At 58.1% G+C, this 17287-nt stretch carries 15 protein-coding genes; 1 reads left to right on the top strand and 14 read right to left on the bottom strand.

Annotation, left to right across the window (positions count from 1 at the left end):
* Positions 1 to 70 precede the first annotated feature (70 nt).
* Positions 71 to 604 carry a secA translation cis-regulator SecM gene (secM, locus tag JEM67_RS04385; protein ID WP_013811499.1) on the bottom strand — a complete coding sequence of 178 codons (534 nt, stop codon included), beginning with the start codon at positions 602 to 604 and terminating at the stop codon, positions 71 to 73.
* 26 nt (positions 605 to 630) lie between these two features.
* Between secM and JEM67_RS04380 the strand changes: the two genes are divergently transcribed.
* Positions 631 to 1155 carry a DUF721 domain-containing protein gene (locus JEM67_RS04380; protein WP_199638268.1) on the top strand — a complete coding sequence of 175 codons (525 nt, stop codon included), beginning with the start codon at positions 631 to 633 and terminating at the stop codon, positions 1153 to 1155.
* 14 nt (positions 1156 to 1169) lie between these two features.
* Here JEM67_RS04380 and lpxC read toward each other — a convergent pair whose 3' ends face one another.
* The 13 genes from lpxC to JEM67_RS04315 all read right to left on the bottom strand — a co-directional run bounded on the left by lpxC (position 1170) and on the right by JEM67_RS04315 (position 17261).
* Entirely contained in the window at positions 1170 to 2087 is a 918-nt protein-coding gene (gene lpxC, locus JEM67_RS04375; protein ID WP_006317618.1) for a UDP-3-O-acyl-N-acetylglucosamine deacetylase, read from the bottom strand.
* A gap of 103 nt (positions 2088 to 2190) precedes the next feature.
* On the bottom strand, positions 2191 to 3345 hold the full coding sequence (gene ftsZ / locus JEM67_RS04370; RefSeq protein WP_006317617.1) for a cell division protein FtsZ: 1155 nt from the start codon (positions 3343 to 3345) through the stop codon (positions 2191 to 2193).
* Between the two features lie 74 nt (positions 3346 to 3419).
* Entirely contained in the window at positions 3420 to 4676 is a 1257-nt protein-coding gene (ftsA, locus tag JEM67_RS04365; RefSeq protein ID WP_004950148.1) for a cell division protein FtsA, read from the bottom strand.
* Positions 4673 to 5524: a cell division protein FtsQ gene (ftsQ, locus tag JEM67_RS04360; protein ID WP_013811497.1), complete on the bottom strand. Its 852-nt coding sequence runs from the start codon at positions 5522 to 5524 to the stop codon at positions 4673 to 4675. The genes ftsA and ftsQ overlap by 4 nt, the downstream gene beginning before the upstream one ends.
* A gap of 1 nt (position 5525) precedes the next feature.
* Entirely contained in the window at positions 5526 to 6446 is a 921-nt protein-coding gene (locus JEM67_RS04355) for a D-alanine--D-alanine ligase (RefSeq protein WP_199638266.1), read from the bottom strand.
* A complete protein-coding gene (gene murC, locus JEM67_RS04350; RefSeq protein WP_013811495.1) occupies positions 6439 to 7914 on the bottom strand; it encodes a UDP-N-acetylmuramate--L-alanine ligase in 1476 nt (491 codons plus the stop codon). Before murC ends, JEM67_RS04355 begins: the two co-directional genes overlap by 8 nt.
* Positions 7915 to 8000: 86 nt before the next feature.
* The gene (murG, locus tag JEM67_RS04345; RefSeq protein ID WP_004950140.1) at positions 8001 to 9065 is read right to left on the bottom strand and encodes an undecaprenyldiphospho-muramoylpentapeptide beta-N-acetylglucosaminyltransferase; all 1065 of its coding nucleotides are present in this window, start codon (positions 9063 to 9065) and stop codon (positions 8001 to 8003) included.
* Between the two features lie 3 nt (positions 9066 to 9068).
* Positions 9069 to 10271 carry a cell division protein FtsW gene (gene ftsW, locus JEM67_RS04340; RefSeq protein WP_013811493.1) on the bottom strand — a complete coding sequence of 401 codons (1203 nt, stop codon included), beginning with the start codon at positions 10269 to 10271 and terminating at the stop codon, positions 9069 to 9071.
* Entirely contained in the window at positions 10268 to 11587 is a 1320-nt protein-coding gene (murD, locus tag JEM67_RS04335; protein ID WP_199638264.1) for a UDP-N-acetylmuramoyl-L-alanine--D-glutamate ligase, read from the bottom strand. The genes ftsW and murD overlap by 4 nt, the downstream gene beginning before the upstream one ends.
* A 2-nt stretch (positions 11588 to 11589) precedes the next feature.
* Positions 11590 to 12672 carry a phospho-N-acetylmuramoyl-pentapeptide-transferase gene (mraY, locus tag JEM67_RS04330; RefSeq protein WP_004950137.1) on the bottom strand — a complete coding sequence of 361 codons (1083 nt, stop codon included), beginning with the start codon at positions 12670 to 12672 and terminating at the stop codon, positions 11590 to 11592.
* Entirely contained in the window at positions 12666 to 14027 is a 1362-nt protein-coding gene (gene murF / locus JEM67_RS04325) for a UDP-N-acetylmuramoyl-tripeptide--D-alanyl-D-alanine ligase (protein ID WP_199638262.1), read from the bottom strand. Before murF ends, mraY begins: the two co-directional genes overlap by 7 nt.
* On the bottom strand, positions 14024 to 15511 hold the full coding sequence (murE, locus tag JEM67_RS04320) for a UDP-N-acetylmuramoyl-L-alanyl-D-glutamate--2,6-diaminopimelate ligase (protein WP_006323584.1): 1488 nt from the start codon (positions 15509 to 15511) through the stop codon (positions 14024 to 14026). The genes murF and murE overlap by 4 nt, the downstream gene beginning before the upstream one ends.
* Positions 15498 to 17261: a peptidoglycan glycosyltransferase FtsI gene (locus tag JEM67_RS04315; RefSeq protein ID WP_013811490.1), complete on the bottom strand. Its 1764-nt coding sequence runs from the start codon at positions 17259 to 17261 to the stop codon at positions 15498 to 15500. The genes murE and JEM67_RS04315 overlap by 14 nt, the downstream gene beginning before the upstream one ends.
* Positions 17262 to 17287 lie beyond the last annotated feature (26 nt).

Here is a 17287-nt window from a genome sequence, read left to right as displayed (position 1 = left end):
GTCATGACAGCCAACACAGGCAGTCAACTTGCTGTTATTTTTAGGTTTTTGTCGCCCAAAGGGCAATGAATCAGCTTAACGCTACTGGCCCGGCGCGAATGCCCTGCACCTGCGCGAGCCACAAGCCGGTCTGGTGCTGCGCAAAGGCAGGCAGCACGGCATGATGGGTATTGCGAATGATGGTCGGCGGCTTTGGCTCATGCGTCAGCAGCGCGTTGAGTGTGGAAAGCAGCGCAAGTTGCGCCACCTGCAACGGGGGTTCGGCGACTTCCGCCTCGCTTTCCTGCACCCGCGCGTAGACTGCCTGCGGCGCAAGAGCAAAAGAGAGGTGACGAATGACGGTACGAAGCGCATGCTGGTGCCAGTAGTCGACGCTGAAGGTCGGGCGGCGGTGCGCTTCCTGCAGCAACGCCAGGCTATTAAAGGCGCCGCTGGCGGAGTTTTGCCGGTTCAGGCTGGACGAGGTGCTCGGCAGAGCGGCTTGATCGGAGCTGCCTGACAGATTTGAAGGTACGCCAAGCGTGGCCGCGACCATCCCTAACAGGAGATGGGGCCAGAAATAACGTCTGCCAAATTGTCGCCAACGATTTAGAATACCGATCACGAGTTTATAATCCGCCGGAGCCCATTATGCGCGATAGCCGTCCACAATTATTAGATGTCCTGTTCGACGACGCGTCTGCAGAAGACAAAGGGCCGCTGCATAACGTCCAACAACGCGCGGTGGCGCTGCTTAAGCTTAACCGTGCAGTGAAAGGCGTATTGCCCGTTCAACTGCATCCCTGGTGCCGCGTCGCGAATTTCCGACAGGGTATTTTAGTGCTAGAAACGGCCAATGCCAGCTGGCTGATGCGCCTGCGCTACGAACAACCGGCTTTATTATCTGCACTACGAGCGCAAATTCTACCATCATTGTCGTCGATCGACATCAGGATTAATCCGGCCTTGATGGCAAAAGGGAGCAACCTTGTGCAGGACGCCGCAAAAACTTTGGGGAATACGCATACAAACGTGCCGATGCGGCATCTGAGTCAGGAAAGTGCTGAGGAATTAAGAGGTTTGGCGAGCCGCAGTCCGGAAAAACTGCGCAAGGTATTGGAACGACTGGCGTCGCTGGCCGGAGAGAGTGCCAACGCTACCAGTCGTAAGAAATAATCAGCGGTATCGGCTTAGGCCAATACGGTGGACGGGGCTTTGAATGCCAACGGCATTTCGGCTTCGTCCTGGAAGGTGACGTATTCCCACGCTTCCTGTTTCGCCAGAACGGCTTGCAGCAGTTTGTTGTTCAGCGCATGGCCTGACTTGTACGCGGTAAACGCGCCAATGATGTTATGGCCGCACATGAACAGGTCACCGATGGCGTCCAGCATTTTGTGGCGTACGAATTCGTCTTCAAAGCGCAGGCCGTCTTCGTTCAGAACGCGGTAGTCATCTACCACGATGGCGCAGTCAAAGCTGCCGCCCAAGGCCAAACCACGTGACTGCAAATACTCGATGTCACGCATAAAACCGAAGGTACGCGCACGGCTGATTTGACGCACGAACGAGTCGGCGGAGAAATCCAGGCGATAGCGTTGCGTACTGGCGTCGATCGCCGGGTGGTTGAAGTCGATGGTAAAGTCCAGACGGAACCCGTTATGCGGGGACAGCTCTGCCCATTTATCGCCATCTTCAACACGTACGGTGTCTTTCAGACGCAGGAATTTCTTCGCTGAGTTCAGTTCTTCGATGCCGGCATCCAGCAACAGGTAGACGAACGGACTGGCGCTACCGTCCATGATTGGGATCTCGGCGGCGTCAACTTCAATAATGATGTTGTCGATACCCAGCCCAGCCAGCGCAGCATTCAGATGCTCAACGGTAGAAATACGCACGTCATGCTCATTGACCAGGCAAGTACAGAGCATGGTATCACGCACGGATTTTGCATCAGCCGGAAAATCAACCGGTGGATTCAAGTCAGTGCGACGATAGATGACCCCGGTATTAGCCGACGCTGGGCGCATTGTCAGCGTGACCTTTTTGCCGGTATGCAAACCGACTCCAGTCGCCTGAACAATACGTTTTAATGTCCTTTGTTTGATCATCGTTTTATCTCGCAATGTTATCCATCCTACCGACCAAGCATACAGCATGGCCGGCGGGACAGTTTAGCACAAAGAGCGGAGATTCCAAATTCTCAGGATATTCTTAGTCTGCCTGCTTGCGCAGGAAGGCAGGAATATCAAGATAGTCGGGCTCTTTATTAGGCTGCGCAGTCGGATCGTTGACCACCTTGGCGGCCGGTTTCACTTCCTGCGGCAACGGCGACATACCGTGCTGCTGGTAGCGATGATCCATCACTGGCTGGCTAACCTGTTTATTGGTCACCAGAGTGATTTCAGGACGTTTGTCCATGCCGATACCGGTCGCAACCACGGTCACGCGCAGTTCGTCGTTCATTTCCGGATCCAGCGAGGTACCGATGACCACGGTGGCGTTGTCGGAAGCGAAAGCACGAATGGTGTTACCCACGGTTTCGAACTCATCCAGACGCAGGTCGAAGCCGGCGGTGATGTTGACCAGAACGCCGCGAGCGCCGGACAGGTCGATGTCTTCCAGCAGTGGGCTGGAGATCGCCATTTCCGCCGCTTCTTCAGCACGGTCTTCACCACAGGCAACGCCGGAACCCATCATCGCGTAGCCCATTTCGGACATCACGGTGCGCACGTCGGCGAAGTCGACGTTCATCAGGCCCGGACGGGTGATCAGCTCGGCAATACCCTGCACCGCGCCTTTCAGCACGTCGTTAGCCGCGCCGAACGCGTCCAGCAGAGAAATACCGCGACCCAGAACTTTCAACAGCTTGTCGTTCGGGATAGTGATCAGTGAATCCACATGTTTGGACAGCTCTGCGATACCCTGCTCAGCGAACGCCATGCGTTTCTTGCCTTCAAAATTGAAAGGCTTGGTAACCACGGCCACTGTCAGAATACCCAGATCTTTAGCAACTTCAGCCACAACAGGTGCTGCACCGGTACCGGTACCGCCGCCCATGCCGGCTGCAATGAAGACCATGTCTGCGCCATCAAGTGCGGCACGCAGGGCTTCACGGTCTTCTTCCGCTGAATTGCGACCCACTTCAGGGTTCGCGCCTGCCCCCAGACCTTTGGTAATACCGCTACCGATCTGGATGGTTTGGCCAACTGCCGTTTTACGAAGCGCCTGAGCGTCTGTATTAACGGCGAAGAATTCAACACCTTCGATGCGCTCGCGCACCATGTGTTCAACGGCGTTGCCACCGCCACCGCCGACGCCGATGACTTTAATCACCGCGTCATTGGTTAGTTCCATTGGTTCAAACATAGTTTCTCTCCGTTTTGTGCCTGTCGCTGCGAGATCATAAAAAGATTACTCAGCATGATCTCTTTGTTGAAACATTAAAACTCTTTTCTCAGCCAGCTATTGATACGTTTAAACCAATTGCCCACCGAGGCGCGTTTTTCTACTTCTGCCTCACCGCTCAGGTGAGACTCTTTTCCATAGTGCAGCAGACCTACCGCAGTTGAGTAGTAAGGCTCCTGCGCATAATCCGTCAGACCCGTGATGTTCAAGGGTTGGCCGATGCGTACCTGGGTGTGGAACACCCGTTGCGCACAGGCTGCCAGGCCATCAATTTGGGCGGCGCCACCGGTCAGCACAATACCCGCTGCCAGATGATGCTTCACCCCTTGCTGACGCAGTTGCTCCTGCAATTGCAAAATTTCATCGTTAACCAGATTCAACAGTTCGGTGTAGCGTGGCTCAATGACTTCAGCCAGTGTCTGTCTTTGCAGACTACGAGGAGGACGTCCCCCAACGCTTGGCACCTCTACACTTTCATCCTTGCTAACAATCGACCCAAGCGCACAGCCGTGTCGAACTTTGATCGCTTCCGCGTCTGTCGGCGGCGTGCCGAAGGCGTAGGCGATATCGCTGGTGACCACGTTCCCGGCGTAAGGGATCACTTTGGTGTGGCGCAGAGCACCGCCGGTGTACACCGCCATATCCATGGTGCCGCCGCCGATATCCACCACACAAACGCCAAGCTCGCGCTCATCTTCGGTCAGAACCGCATAGCTGGCGGCCAGACCGGCGAAAATAAGTTGGTCAACTTTCAGACCACAGCGTTCTACCGCTTTAACAATGTTCTTTGCCATATCGTTATGGCAGGTAATCAAGTGCACCTTGGCCTGCATACGCACGCCGGACAACCCAACCGGGTTCTTGATGCCTTCCTGATAGTCGATGGCGTATTCCTGAGGGATAACGTGCAGAATGCGGTGTTCGTCACGTACACGTACCGATTTAGCGGTATGCACCACGTTCTCCACATCTTCCTGTGTCACTTCCTCTTCGGAAATAGGAACCATCCCTATTTCGTTCTGACAGCTGATGTGTTTACCCGACAATGCGAGGTAAACCGAAGAAATCTGGCAATCCGCCATCAGCTCGGCCTGATCGATAGCGCGTTGTACGCATTTGACTACCGACTCCAGGTCGTTAACGCCACCCTTATCCATACCGCGAGACGGGCAACTGCCCACCCCGATAATGTTGACCATGCCATCGGGCAGAACTTCCCCTACCAATGCGGAGACTTTTGCAGTACCGATCTCCAGTCCAACTACCAGTTTTCTGTCCGTCGACTTGATCATTGTTGTTTTGCCTGTGCCTGATTCTGTTGCTGATTACTGTTCTGCTGACCGCCTGCCGCCTGCGGGTCGATCAATACCGGGGTCCAACCTACCGAGGCGCCGGACTCGTAGCGCAAATCGACATAGTTGACGCGCTTGCTTTCCGCCTGCCCCTGCTGCAGCAATACCGGATAGAGCTCGATAAACCGCTGCAGGCGTCCGGTACGATCATCACGTCCCAGCTCCAGCCGAACATCATTATCCAAAGCCAGCTGCCAGGAATGGCGAGCGCTCATGGCCGCCATTTTCAGCGTAAATTTGCTGGCCGCTAACATGTTGCTCATGGCCTGATAACCTTCCAGAACATCCTGTTCGCTCCCTTCCGGGCCATAGAGCAGCGGCAATTTTTGTTTGCCAATTCGTTCTGCCGGCACGCTGAAGGATTTGCCTTCGGCGTCCACCATGTGTAAATCATTCCAACGCGCAATCGGGACATACTCGACCAGGTGGATCTTCAGCTCATCCGGCCACTGCTTGCGCACGCTGGCCTGCTTGATCCACGGCAGGCGTTCAATCTGCTGCTGGATGACATCAACATCCTGCGTCATGAACGTGCCCGGCGCTCCCAGCGCCAGAATCGCCTGGCGAATATCATCGTTGGTGGTGTAGTGGCGTTCGCCGGTAACCACCAACCGTGAGAGCGGCAGCCGGCTGGCGTCTTTCATCCAGCCAATCACCATCCAGCCACTCCACAGCACCGTTCCCAGCACCATCAGCAGGAAAACCATTCCCGCCAATTGAGTTCCATTGCTACGGCGCGGGCTGTTATCCACCTCGCGTTCACGCGCATTCAGGGCAGCTTGCGACATATCAGTCGGCCAACTCCAAAATTCTCGCTACCAGCTGCGAGAAGCTTAAACCAGACTGGCGCGCTGCCATCGGCACCAGGCTATGACTGGTCATGCCCGGCGAGGTATTCACCTCAAGCAGATAGAAGCTGCCATCGCTATCCTGCATCACATCCACGCGGCCCCAGCCGCTGCAGTCCAGTCCACGGTAGGCGCGTAACGCCAGTGCAGCCATTTCGGCCTCTTGTTCCGCGCCCAGGCCACTTGGACAGAAATACTGCGTATCGTCCGAAATGTACTTGGCCTGATAGTCGTAAAACACGCCGGCCGGCTGAATGCGAATCGAAGGCAACACCTGGTCGCCCAGCATCGCTACGGTATATTCAGGGCCACTCAACCATTTCTCCACCAGCACGTCGTCGTCATGGCGGAAACCTTCTTCCAGCGCGGCCTCAAGGGCATCGCGTTCGGTCACCTTGCTCATGCCGACGCTGGAGCCTTCGCGGCTCGGCTTGACGATCAGCGGCAGGCCCAAGGCCTCCACGCGAGCAATCAGGCTCTGTTTCTCTGCACCGGCATACTGCTGGCGGTTAAGCGCCACATAAGGCGCGACCGGCAACCCCATCGACTGCCACACCATCTTGGTGCGCCACTTGTCCATGGTCAGCGCCGACGCCATCACACCGCTACCGGTATAAGGCAGCTCAAGGAATTCCAGCATCCCCTGCAGGGTGCCATCCTCGCCGCCGCGCCCGTGCAGCGCGATAAACACTTTGGTAAACCCATGCTCTTTAAGCTGGGTTACCGGGTAATCGCGGATATCAATGCCATGGGCGTCGATACCGGCTTCCCGCAGCCCTGCCAGCACGGCAGCACCGGATTGCAATGACACTTCACGTTCAGCGGAGGTGCCACCCAGCAGTACGGCAACTTTATCAGCCATGATGTTCCTCCTCTTTTTTCTGTGGCTGCAGCTTCAGCTCAGCCAGTTTGCGGGCGATTTTGCCCACGTTGCCGGCGCCTTGCACCAGCACCAGATCGTCGGCCTGCAGCAATTGAGCCAAGGTTTCCGGTACGATGTCCGCATCGGATACCAGGATCGGATCCAGCTTGCCGCGGCTACGGATGGTACGACACAGCGAGCGGCTATCCGCCCCCGGGATCGCCGTCTCACCCGCGGCGTACACATCGAGCATCAGCAGCACATCAACCTGTGACAGCACGTTGGCGAAGTCGTCGTAGAGATCGCGGGTACGTGTGTAACGGTGCGGCTGGAAAATCATCACCAGGCGCTTATCCGGCCAGCCGGCACGTGCAGCTTTCAGCGTGACGTCGACTTCGGTCGGATGGTGGCCATAGTCATCGACCAGCATCGCGGTACCGCTTTTGCCGTTCACCGGCTCCAACGGGAACTCGCCCAGGAAATCAAAGCGGCGACCGGTGCCCTGGAAGCCCGCCAGCGCGCGCAGGATATCCTCGTCGTCAATGCCTTCTTCCGTCGCCACCGCCACTGCCGCCGCCGCGTTCAACGCGTTGTGACGGCCCGGGGCGTTCAGGGTCACCGTCATCAAGGGTTTATCCTGGCGGCTCAAGGTAAAGTGGCCCTGCGGCCCAACCTGGCGATAGCTCTCAATGCGCACATCGGCATCTTCGCTGAAACCGTAAGTGGTGATATGGCGGCCCACGCGTGGCAGCAGTTCGCGCACCACCGGGTCATCAACACACATCACCGCACGGCCGTAGAACGGCAGGTTGTGCAAAAAGTTGATAAACGTCTGCTTCAGGTTCTCGAAGTCGCCCTGGTAGGTATCCATATGGTCGGCTTCAATATTGGTGACAATCGCCACCATCGGTTGCAAATGCAGGAACGACGCATCGCTCTCATCCGCTTCCGCGATCAGGTAACGACTGGAACCCAGACGCGCATGGGTACCGGCCGCTTTCACCAGCCCGCCGTTGACAAAGGTCGGGTCCAGACCGGCTTCGGCGTAAATGCTCGACACCATTGCCGTCGTCGTGGTCTTGCCGTGCGTACCGGCGACGGCAATGCCGTGACGGAAACGCATCAGTTCGGCCAACATCTCCGCGCGGCGGATAACCGGGATACGCGCTTCGCGGGCGGCGACAATCTCCGGGTTATCGGCGGAAATCGCGGTGGAAACCACCACTACGCTCGCATCCAGCACGTTTTCCGGGCGGTGATGGAAATAAATCGTCGCCCCGAGCGCGCTCAACTGTTGGGTTACCGGGTTAGGCGCCAGGTCGGAGCCGCTGATCTGATAACCTTCGTTAGCCAACACTTCGGCGATACCACCCATGCCGGCGCCACCGATGCCGACAAAGTGAATGTGCCGGACGCGTCGCATCTCGGGCACGATAGTACGTAGTTTCGCCAGTTGTTGTGTATTCATCACTCTCTCTAATCCGGGTCCGGCATGCCGGGCCCCTAAATGACATTTCTTTGATTCAGGCTCGGCGTACCGAACCCCTGCATTATTTATTTGGCAACCCGCACCAGTTCTGCCGCCACGCGCTCGGTGGCGTCGGGAATAGCCACTGCCCGCGCTTTTTCGGCCATCGCCAGCAACTGCGGGCGATCCCAGCTTGCCAACAGATCCGCCACGGTATCGGCGTTGAACTGCGGCTGTTCGATGATCTTCGCTGCGCCGGCTTCTTCCAGCGGGCGAGCATTCCAGTACTGCTGCCGGTCTTTATGCTGGAACGGCACAAATATCGCCGGCAGGCCCGCAGCGGCAATCTCGCTGACGGTCAGCGCGCCGGAGCGACACACTACAACGTCGGCCCAGGCGTAAGCGGCGGCCATGTCATCGATAAACTCGGTCACCTTATGCTGCGTCTGCCCTACCCTCTCGTAGTCGCGCAACACGTTTTCCAGCGCACCTTTACCTACCTGATGCCAGAGCGTAATTCTATCGCCCAATCTCGCCGCGACTTCAGGAACTGTCTGATTCAGCACCCGCGCGCCCTGACTTCCGCCAATCACCAGCACGCGGATGGGGCCTTCACGCCCGGTCAGTCGCTCCGCCGGCAGCGGCAGCGCCAGTACGTCGGTACGTACCGGGTTACCCACGACGTCCGCATTCGGGAACGCGCCGGGGAATGCCTGCAATACTTTTTTGGCGATGCGGGCCAGCCAACGGTTGGTCAGCCCGGCAATGCCGTTTTGTTCATGCAGCACCACAGGGATCCCGCACAACCACGCAGCCAAACCGCCGGGACCGGAAACGTAACCGCCCATGCCCAGCACCACGTCTGGCTGGTAGCTGCGCATAATCGCCTTCGCCTGGCGTACCGCATGCCAGATACGCAGCGGTGCGCTCAGCTGGGCCTTCAGCCCTTTACCGCGCAAACCGGAAATACGGATGAAATCAATCTCGATCCCGTGCTTTGGCACCAGATCGGCTTCCATTCGGTCTGCGGTTCCGAGCCAGCGCACCTGCCAGCCCTGCGCCATCAGATGATGCGCGACCGCCAGCCCCGGGAACACGTGTCCGCCGGTACCGCCTGCCATCACCATTAAACGCTTAGGTTTCCCGCTCATCCCTTACCTCTTCACAAACGCCTGGGCTTTGGCCAGACGCGTTTCATAATCAATACGCAGTAACAGCACGATCGCCGTCGACATAATCAACAGGCTCGAACCGCCGTAACTTATCAGCGGCAGCGTCAGCCCTTTGGTTGGCAGCATGCCGGCTGCGGCGCCGACGTTGACCAGTGCCTGGAAGCTGAACCAGACGCCGATCGAGCAGGCCAGAAAGCCGGAAAAGCGCTGATCGATCTCCAGCGCGCGGCGGCCAATCGACATAGCGCGAAAAGCGACGAAGAATACCATTAACAATGCGAAAACCACACCGATATAGCCCAGTTCTTCGCCCAAAATCGAGAAGATAAAGTCGGTGTGCGCTTCCGGCAAATACTCGAGTTTCTGTACCGAGTTCCCCAGCCCCTGCCCCCAAAATTCACCGCGGCCAAATGCCATCAGCGACTGGGTCAACTGGTAGCCACTGCCGAACGGATCGGCCCACGGGTTCCAGAACGACGTCACACGGCGCATACGGTAAGGCTCGGCAATGATCAACAGCACCACCGCAAAAGCACCGGAGCCGATGATCGCCAGGAACTGCCACATTTTGGCGCCTGCCAGGAACAGCATTGCCAGAGTCGTGATAAACAACACCACCACGGTACCGAGGTCCGGTTGCGCCAGCAGCAGTACCGCCAGCACTACCATTACGCCCATCGGCTTGCAGAAGCCCCAAAAGTTGGTACGCACTTCTTCTACCTTGCGCACCAGATAGCTCGCCAGATAGCAAAACAGCGACAGCTTGGACAGCTCCGCCGGCTGAATACGCAACGGCCCCAGCGCGATCCAGCGCGATGCGCCGTTTACCGAGCTGCCGACCACCAGTACGATCAGCAGCATCACAATCGACAACAGCAGCATCACATTGCTGTAGCGCTGCCAGACTTCCATCGGGATGCGCAGCGTCACCATCGACAGACCGAAGGCCAGCCCCAGATACAGCGCATCACGCTTGGCAAACAGGAAAGGATCGTCCGCCAGGCGCTGACCAATCGGCATTGACGCCGAAGTCACCATGACAAAACCGATAATGGCCAACCCGAAGGTCAGCCACAGCAGGGTACGGTCGTACAGCACCATATTGACTGAATCGCTCTCGCGCGATCCCATCACCCAGTCTTTCAGTCTTTCGGTCAACCCGAACGTCGGCACCCGTAGTTTCATCCGCCAAGCTCCTGTGCCAGACGGGCAAACTCGTCGCCACGCACTTCAAAGTTACGGAACTGATCCAGGCTGGCGCACGCCGGTGACAGCAGCACCATATCGCCAGGTTGTACCCGGCCCGCGATCGCTTGCATCGCCTGTTCCATCGTGTCGGTCAACGTGGCAACTTCCGGCCGCAGCTCCGCCAGTTGTTCGCCATCGCGGCCGAAGCAATACAGGCGCACATTATCGCCCTGCAGATAGCGCCCCAGCGGGGAGAAATCGGCAGACTTGCCGTCGCCGCCCAGCAGCAGGTGCAAAGTGCCGTCCACCTGCAGGCCATTCAACGCCGCTTCGGTGCTGCCGACGTTGGTGGCTTTCGAATCGTTAATCCAGCGTACGCCGTTGTGTTCCCACGCCAGTTGGAAACGGTGCGCCAACCCGGTAAAGGTAGTTAGCGCCTTCAGGCTGGAGGCGCGCGGGATATTCACCGCATCGGCCAACGCCAACGCCGCCAGCGCATTGGTATAGTTGTGGCGGCCAGTCAGCTTCATCTCGCGGGTATTCAGGATTTTCTCACCGCGCACGCGCAGCCAGGTTTCGCCCTGCTGGCGGTTGAGGTGGTAGTCGCCCACATCGGCCCCGAAGCTGATGCAGCGCTGGTCTGCGCCGCGTACCGGCATGGTCAGCGCGTCATCTGCGTTAACCACGCACAGGGCGGCATTTTCATAGACGCGCAGTTTGGCGGCGCGATACTGCTGCAGGCCAAACGGGTAACGGTCCATATGATCTTCTGTCACGTTCAGGATGGTCGCCGCCGCCGCTTTCAGGCTGAAGGTGGTTTCCAGTTGGAAACTTGACAGCTCCAGCACGTACAACCGGCATTCCTGACGCAGCAGGCTCAACGCAGGCAGGCCAATGTTACCGCCCACACCCACCGCCCAGCCGGCCGCTTTCGCCATCTCGCCTACCAGAGTGGTGACGGTGCTTTTGCCGTTAGAGCCGGTGATCGCTACGATCGGCGCCTGAGCTTCGCGGCAGAACAGTTCGACGTCACCGACGATCTCCACCCCCGCATCCGCCGCAGCGCTCAACGCCGGGTGAGCCAGCGCCATGCCCGGGCTGGCAACGATCAAATCCGCCGCCAACAACCAGTCCAGATTCAAGTCACCCAAATGCCGTTCAACGCTTTCAGGCAGCTTGTCCAGCCCCGGCGGCGAAATGCGGGTATCCATAACGCGCGGCGTTACGCCACGCGCCATAAAGAAATCAACGCAGGACAGGCCGGTGAGGCCTAACCCGATGATGACCACTTTTTTACCCTGATAATCCGCCATAATTACCGTACCTTCAGCGTCGCCAGGCCAATCAGCACCAGCATCAGCGAAATAATCCAGAAGCGCACGATCACGCGCGGTTCCGGCCAGCCCTTCAATTCATAATGGTGGTGGATCGGCGCCATGCGGAAAATACGTTGCCCACGCAGCTTGAACGATCCCACTTGCAGGATCACCGACAGCGTTTCAACCACGAACACGCCGCCCATAATCAATAACAGGAACTCTTGGCGGAGCAGTACCGCGATAGTGCCCAGCGCGCCACCCAGCGCCAGTGAGCCAACATCACCCATAAAGACCTGTGCCGGGTAGGTGTTGAACCATAAAAAGCCCAGGCCGGCGCCGACGATGGCAGTACAGACGATCACCAGCTCACCCGCATGACGCAGATAAGGAATGTGCAGGTAGTTGGCGAAATTCATGTTACCGGTCGCCCAAGCCACCAGCGCAAAGCCCGCAGCCACGAACACCGTTGGCATGATCGCCAGACCATCCAGCCCGTCAGTCAGGTTGACCGCGTTGCTGGTACCGACCACCACAAAGTACGCCAACAACACGTACAACAGGCCGAGCTGCGGCATGATGTCCTTAAAGAACGGCACAACCAGCTCGGTGGCTGGCGTGTCTTTTCCTACGGCATACATGGCAAAGGCGAAAATCAGCGCAATCACCGACTGCCAGAAATATTTCCAGCGGGCAATCAGCCCCTTGGTATCTTTACGCACCACTTTGCGGTAGTCATCGACAAAGCCGACGATGCCGTAGCCCACCAGCACGAACAACACGCCCCACACGTACGGGTTGGACGGGTAAGCCCACATCAGCACCGAAATGGTGATGGAGGTCAGTATCATGATGCCGCCCATGGTCGGCGTGCCGCGTTTGCTGAAATGCGACTCCGGGCCATCGTTACGCACGACCTGACCGAAGGACATCTCCTGCAGGCGTTTAATCACGCGCGGGCCCATCCATAAGGAGAGAAACAGCGCGGTCAGCAGGCTGACAATGGCCCTGAACGTCAGATAGGAGAAGACGTTGAAGCCGGAATAATATTTGACCAAATGCTCGGCCAGCCAAACTAACATGGTGCTTTCTCCTGTAACGCGCGTACTACCTGCTCCATTGCGGCACTACGTGAACCCTTGATTAACACGGTAATTACCGCATGTTCCGACAGTAACTCCGCCACGCGCGCGATCACTGCTGCCTTGTCCTGAAAATGTTCGCCGTTACCGGAAGCCGCACACAGCGCCTGGCTTAACGGACCGATACCTATCACTTTATCGACGCCGGCCAACCTGGCGGCTTCGCCCACCTGACGGTGACATTCTTCGGCATCCGCCCCCAGCTCAGCCATATCGCCAACCACCATTACGCGGTAGCCCGGCATCTCTGCCAGTACCTGCGCAGCGGCGGTCATCGAGCCGACGTTGGCGTTATAGCTGTCATCGAGCAGCAGTTTATTTTCGGTAAACGCAATCGGGAACAACCGCCCCGGCACCCCCTGCAACTGTTTCAACCCTTGGCGCACGGCTTCGAGCGAGGCACCGACCGACATGGCCAGCGCCGCTGCAGCCAGCGCATTGGCCACGTTATGGCGGCCCGGCAACGGCAGCGTTACCACCGCGGTGCCGAATGGGCTGTGCAACGTAAATTGCGTACCTTTGGCGCTCACCAGCACGTCGCTGGCGAAAAAATCCACGCCTTCCGCCGCCTGCGGCGAGAAGCGCCAGACGGTTTTACCGTTCAGCATGCTCTGCCAGTGCGGCCAGTCGTTATTGTCGGCGTTGATGATTGCCACGCCGTCAGCCGGCAAGCCGGTAAAAATTTCACCTTTCGCCTGGGCGACGCCGGCCAAAGAGCCAAAACCTTCCAGGTGAGCAGCCGCCAGGTTATTCACCAGAGCGGTCTGTGGCCGCGTCAATGCGGTGGTATAGGCAATCTCGCCAATATGGTTGGCGCCCAGCTCAATCACGGCAAAATCATGCTGCGGTTGCAAACGCAGTAGCGTCAGCGGCACGCCGATATCGTTGTTGAAGTTGCCGGCGGTATACAGCACTTCACCGCATTCACGCAAAATAGCGGCAACCATTTCTTTCACCGAGGTCTTGCCCGATGAACCGGTTAACGCCACAACGCGGGCCGGCACTTGCTGGCGCACCCAGGCAGCCAGTTGCCCCAGCGCCAAACGCGTGTCTTTCACCACCAGTTGCGGTACGTCCACCAATAAGCGCTTACTCACCAGCAGCGCCCCAGCGCCTGCGGCTACAGCATCGGCAGCGAAGGCATGCGCATCAAAACGCTCGCCCTTCAGCGCCACAAACAGGCAACCTGCGGTTACCTGGCGGGTATCTGTCGTCACCTCAATGATTTGGCAATCGGCGCCGATCAACTCAGCGCTCAATACATCGGCCAGTGCCTGAAGGGAGACAGGAATCATGCTATTACCCCCAGCAGACGCGCAACGGTGGTGCGATCGGAGTAATCCAGACGGCGGTTCCCCACCAGTTGGTAGTCCTCGTGGCCTTTACCCGCCACCAGCACCACATCTTGTTCTTTGGCTTGCATAATCGCGCTGGTCACCGCTTCGGCACGGCCGTGGATCACCAGAGCACGCCCGGCATCCAGCAGACCGGTCAGGATATCGGCAATGATCGCCTGCGGCTCTTCGGTACGCGGGTTGTCATCGGTCACCACTACGCGATCGGCGAACTGCTCGGCGATGCCACCCATCAGCGGGCGCTTGCCTTTGTCACGATCGCCGCCGCAACCGAACACGCACCACAGCTGCCCTTGGCAGTGCAGGCGCGCAGCTTCCAGCGCCTTCTCCAGCGCGTCCGGGGTGTGGGCATAATCCACCACGACCGTCGGTTTGCCTGGCGCGTTGAATACTTCCATACGGCCGCATACCGGCTGCAGCTGATTGCCGGTTTCCACCAGTTTGTCCAGCGGATAGCCCAGTGACAGCAGCGTCGCCAGTGCCAGCAACAGGTTGCTGACGTTGAAAGCACCCATCAGGCGGCTCTCAATTTCGCCGTCGCCCCAGCTTGAGCTGAAGCGAACAGTGGCGCCATTATCGTGATAACTGACCGCAGTGGTTTTCAACCAGCGGCCATGGCAACCCAGTTGCAGGTTATCCTGCATGGTGACCGCCACCGCATCCGGCAATTTGCTCAGCCAGCGCTGGCCCACTTCGTCATCGGCGTTGATGATCGCCTGCCCCACTTCGTGGCCGGCAAACAACGACCATTTGGCCGCTTCGTAATTGGCCATATCACCGTGGTAATCCAGGTGATCGCGGCTCAGGTTGGTGAACACCGCGGCGGCAAACGGCAGCGCCGCCACGCGGTTTTGCACCAACCCGTGAGAAGAGACTTCCATCGCGGCAAAAGTTGCGCCCCGATCGACCAGCTCGTTTAATACGTGTTGAACATCCACCGCAGAACCGGTGGTATTCTCCGTCGGGCACACCTGGCCCAGCAGACCGTTACCGACGGTGCCCATCACTGCGCCGGTTTCACCCAACAGTTGGCTCCACTGCGCTAGCAGTTGCGTAGTGGTGGTTTTACCGTTGGTTCCGGTCACGCCAACCAGACGCAGGCGCTCTGCCGGTTGATGGTAAAAACGCCCGGCCAGTGCGGAAAGGCGCTGGTTAAGCTGGCTCAGATAAATTACCGGCACACCGTGCATTTCCGTGATTGCGCCGTCTTCTGCCTGACCTTCAGCTTCGGCAATCACGGCTGCAACACCCTGCGCAATGGCCTGCGGAATATAGCGGCGTCCATCTGTCTGATGGCCAACAACGGCGACAAACAGATCCCCGGCAGCCGCAATACGGCTGTCTAATGTCATTTCCCGCAGCGCGCGCCCGGGCGCCGTCGGCACCCATGGAGCGAGTAAATCGCGCAAATTACGATCTGCCACCTGAACCCTCTTTTTTATTAATCACTAATTCGCTTTTATCAGCGGTGGGCAACGCGTCCGGTTCGATGTTCATGGTGCGCAATACGCCGCCCATGATGGCGCCGAATACCGGTGCGGAAATTGCACCGCCATAGTACTTCCCACCCTGAGGATCGTTAATCACCACCACCAGAGCAAAACGGGGATTACTGGCTGGCGCGACGCCGGCGGTATAAGCGAGATATCGGTTGACGTATTTGCCATCCGGACCGACCTTTTTGGCGGTACCGGTTTTAATAGCGATGCGGTAACCCTTGATGGCGGCTTTCACACCGCCGCCGCCCGGCAGGGCCACGCTTTCCATCATGTGCACCACGGTGCGCACCAGAGGTTCAGGGAAAATGCGTTCGCCGGCAACCGGAGGGTCAACCTTGGTGATCGACAATGGGCGATACACGCCCAGGCTGCCGATCGTTGCGTAGACTCGCGCCAACTGTAACGGAGTTACCATTAGCCCGTAGCCGAAAGAGAAGGTGGCCCTCTCTATGTCAGACCACCGTTGTTTTTTTGGGTATATGCCACTGCTTTCTCCGACCAGCCCCAAATTGGTCGCTTTTCCCAGTCCAAAACGAGAGTAAGTATCTACTAACGCCGAGGACGGCATCGCTAACGCCAGCTTGGTAACGCCAACGTTACTCGACTTCTGCAAGATCCCGGTAACCGACAGCTCCGCATAACGCGCCACGTCTTTAATTTCGTGGCCCTGAATGCGGAAAGGAATGGTGTTCAGCACGCTGTTTTCTTTTACCACACCGTTATGTAACGCGGTCATCACCACCATCGGTTTCACAGTGGAGCCAGGCTCAAAAATATCGGTAATAGCGCGGTTACGCATGGTGTCTTTCGGCGTACCGGCCATATTATTCGGGTTGTAGGACGGGCTGTTGGCCATCGCCAGCACTTCGCCGGTGTTCACGTCGATCAGCACCGCCGTGCCGGATTCAGCCTTGTTGAACGCCACCGCGTTGTTCAGTTCGCGATACACCAGCGCCTGCAGGCGCTCATCGACGCTCAATACCAGATTATGCGCCGCCTGACTGTCGACCGAAGAGATATCCTCGATCACCCGGCCATAGCGGTCTTTACGCACGGTTCGTTCACCCGGTTGCCCGGTCAGCCAGCGGTCGAAGCTCTTCTCGACGCCTTCTATGCCCTGGCCGTCAATGTTGGTCACGCCGATAATGTGCGAGGTGACCTGGCCGGCCGGATAGTAACGGCGCGATTCCTGACGCAGGTAAATTCCCGGTAGCTTCAGCTTGCGAATATAATCGCCTACCGCCGGGTTCACCTGGCGCGCCAGGTAAACAAAGCGCCCTTTCGGGTTGGCGTTAACACGGGTAGAAAGCTGATCCAGAGGGATATTCAGCGCGTCGGACAGCGCCTTCCAGCGGCTGTCCAGCGTAATGCCGCCACGCTCGTTCAGCTCTTTAGGATCCGCCCAGATGGCGTTGACCGGTACGCTCACCGCCAATGGGCGGCCGGCGCGATCGCTGATCATGCCGCGTGAGGTCGGTACCTCCTGCACACGCAGCGAACGCATGTCGCCTTCTTTCACCAGGCGGTCCGGATTGATGACCTGCAGATAGGCCACGCGCAGCATCAATCCCACCAGCGCCAGCAAAATACAGCCGCACAGCAACGCAAAACGCCAGCTTACAAAGCTGGCCTGATTTTCCGGGCGTTTCAACTTACCGGGGCGTGCTGCTTTCATGCGTTCCCTTTCTTCTCCGTGTCATG

The sequence above is a fragment of the Serratia sp. PAMC26656 genome (assembly GCF_016469055.2).
GTDB lineage: Bacteria > Pseudomonadota > Gammaproteobacteria > Enterobacterales > Enterobacteriaceae > Serratia > Serratia plymuthica.
This window is presented reverse-complemented; position numbering and strand designations above follow the sequence as displayed.

Coding starts and splice junctions, on each gene's coding strand:
- mraY (WP_004950137.1), bottom strand. CDS start 12,672: ATGTTAGTTTGGCTGGCCGAGCATTTGGTCAAATATTATTCCGGCTTC.
- ftsZ (WP_006317617.1), bottom strand. CDS start 3,345: ATGTTTGAACCAATGGAACTAACCAATGACGCGGTGATTAAAGTCATC.
- murF (WP_199638262.1), bottom strand. CDS start 14,027: ATGATTCCTGTCTCCCTTCAGGCACTGGCCGATGTATTGAGCGCTGAG.
- ftsA (WP_004950148.1), bottom strand. CDS start 4,676: ATGATCAAGTCGACGGACAGAAAACTGGTAGTTGGACTGGAGATCGGT.
- lpxC (WP_006317618.1), bottom strand. CDS start 2,087: ATGATCAAACAAAGGACATTAAAACGTATTGTTCAGGCGACTGGAGTC.
- JEM67_RS04315 (WP_013811490.1), bottom strand. CDS start 17,261: ATGAAAGCAGCACGCCCCGGTAAGTTGAAACGCCCGGAAAATCAGGCC.
- murC (WP_013811495.1), bottom strand. CDS start 7,914: ATGAATACACAACAACTGGCGAAACTACGTACTATCGTGCCCGAGATG.
- ftsW (WP_013811493.1), bottom strand. CDS start 10,271: ATGAAACTACGGGTGCCGACGTTCGGGTTGACCGAAAGACTGAAAGAC.
- JEM67_RS04380 (WP_199638268.1), top strand. CDS start 631: ATGCGCGATAGCCGTCCACAATTATTAGATGTCCTGTTCGACGACGCG.
- ftsQ (WP_013811497.1), bottom strand. CDS start 5,524: ATGTCGCAAGCTGCCCTGAATGCGCGTGAACGCGAGGTGGATAACAGC.
- JEM67_RS04355 (WP_199638266.1), bottom strand. CDS start 6,446: ATGGCTGATAAAGTTGCCGTACTGCTGGGTGGCACCTCCGCTGAACGT.
- murD (WP_199638264.1), bottom strand. CDS start 11,587: ATGGCGGATTATCAGGGTAAAAAAGTGGTCATCATCGGGTTAGGCCTC.
- murG (WP_004950140.1), bottom strand. CDS start 9,065: ATGAGCGGGAAACCTAAGCGTTTAATGGTGATGGCAGGCGGTACCGGC.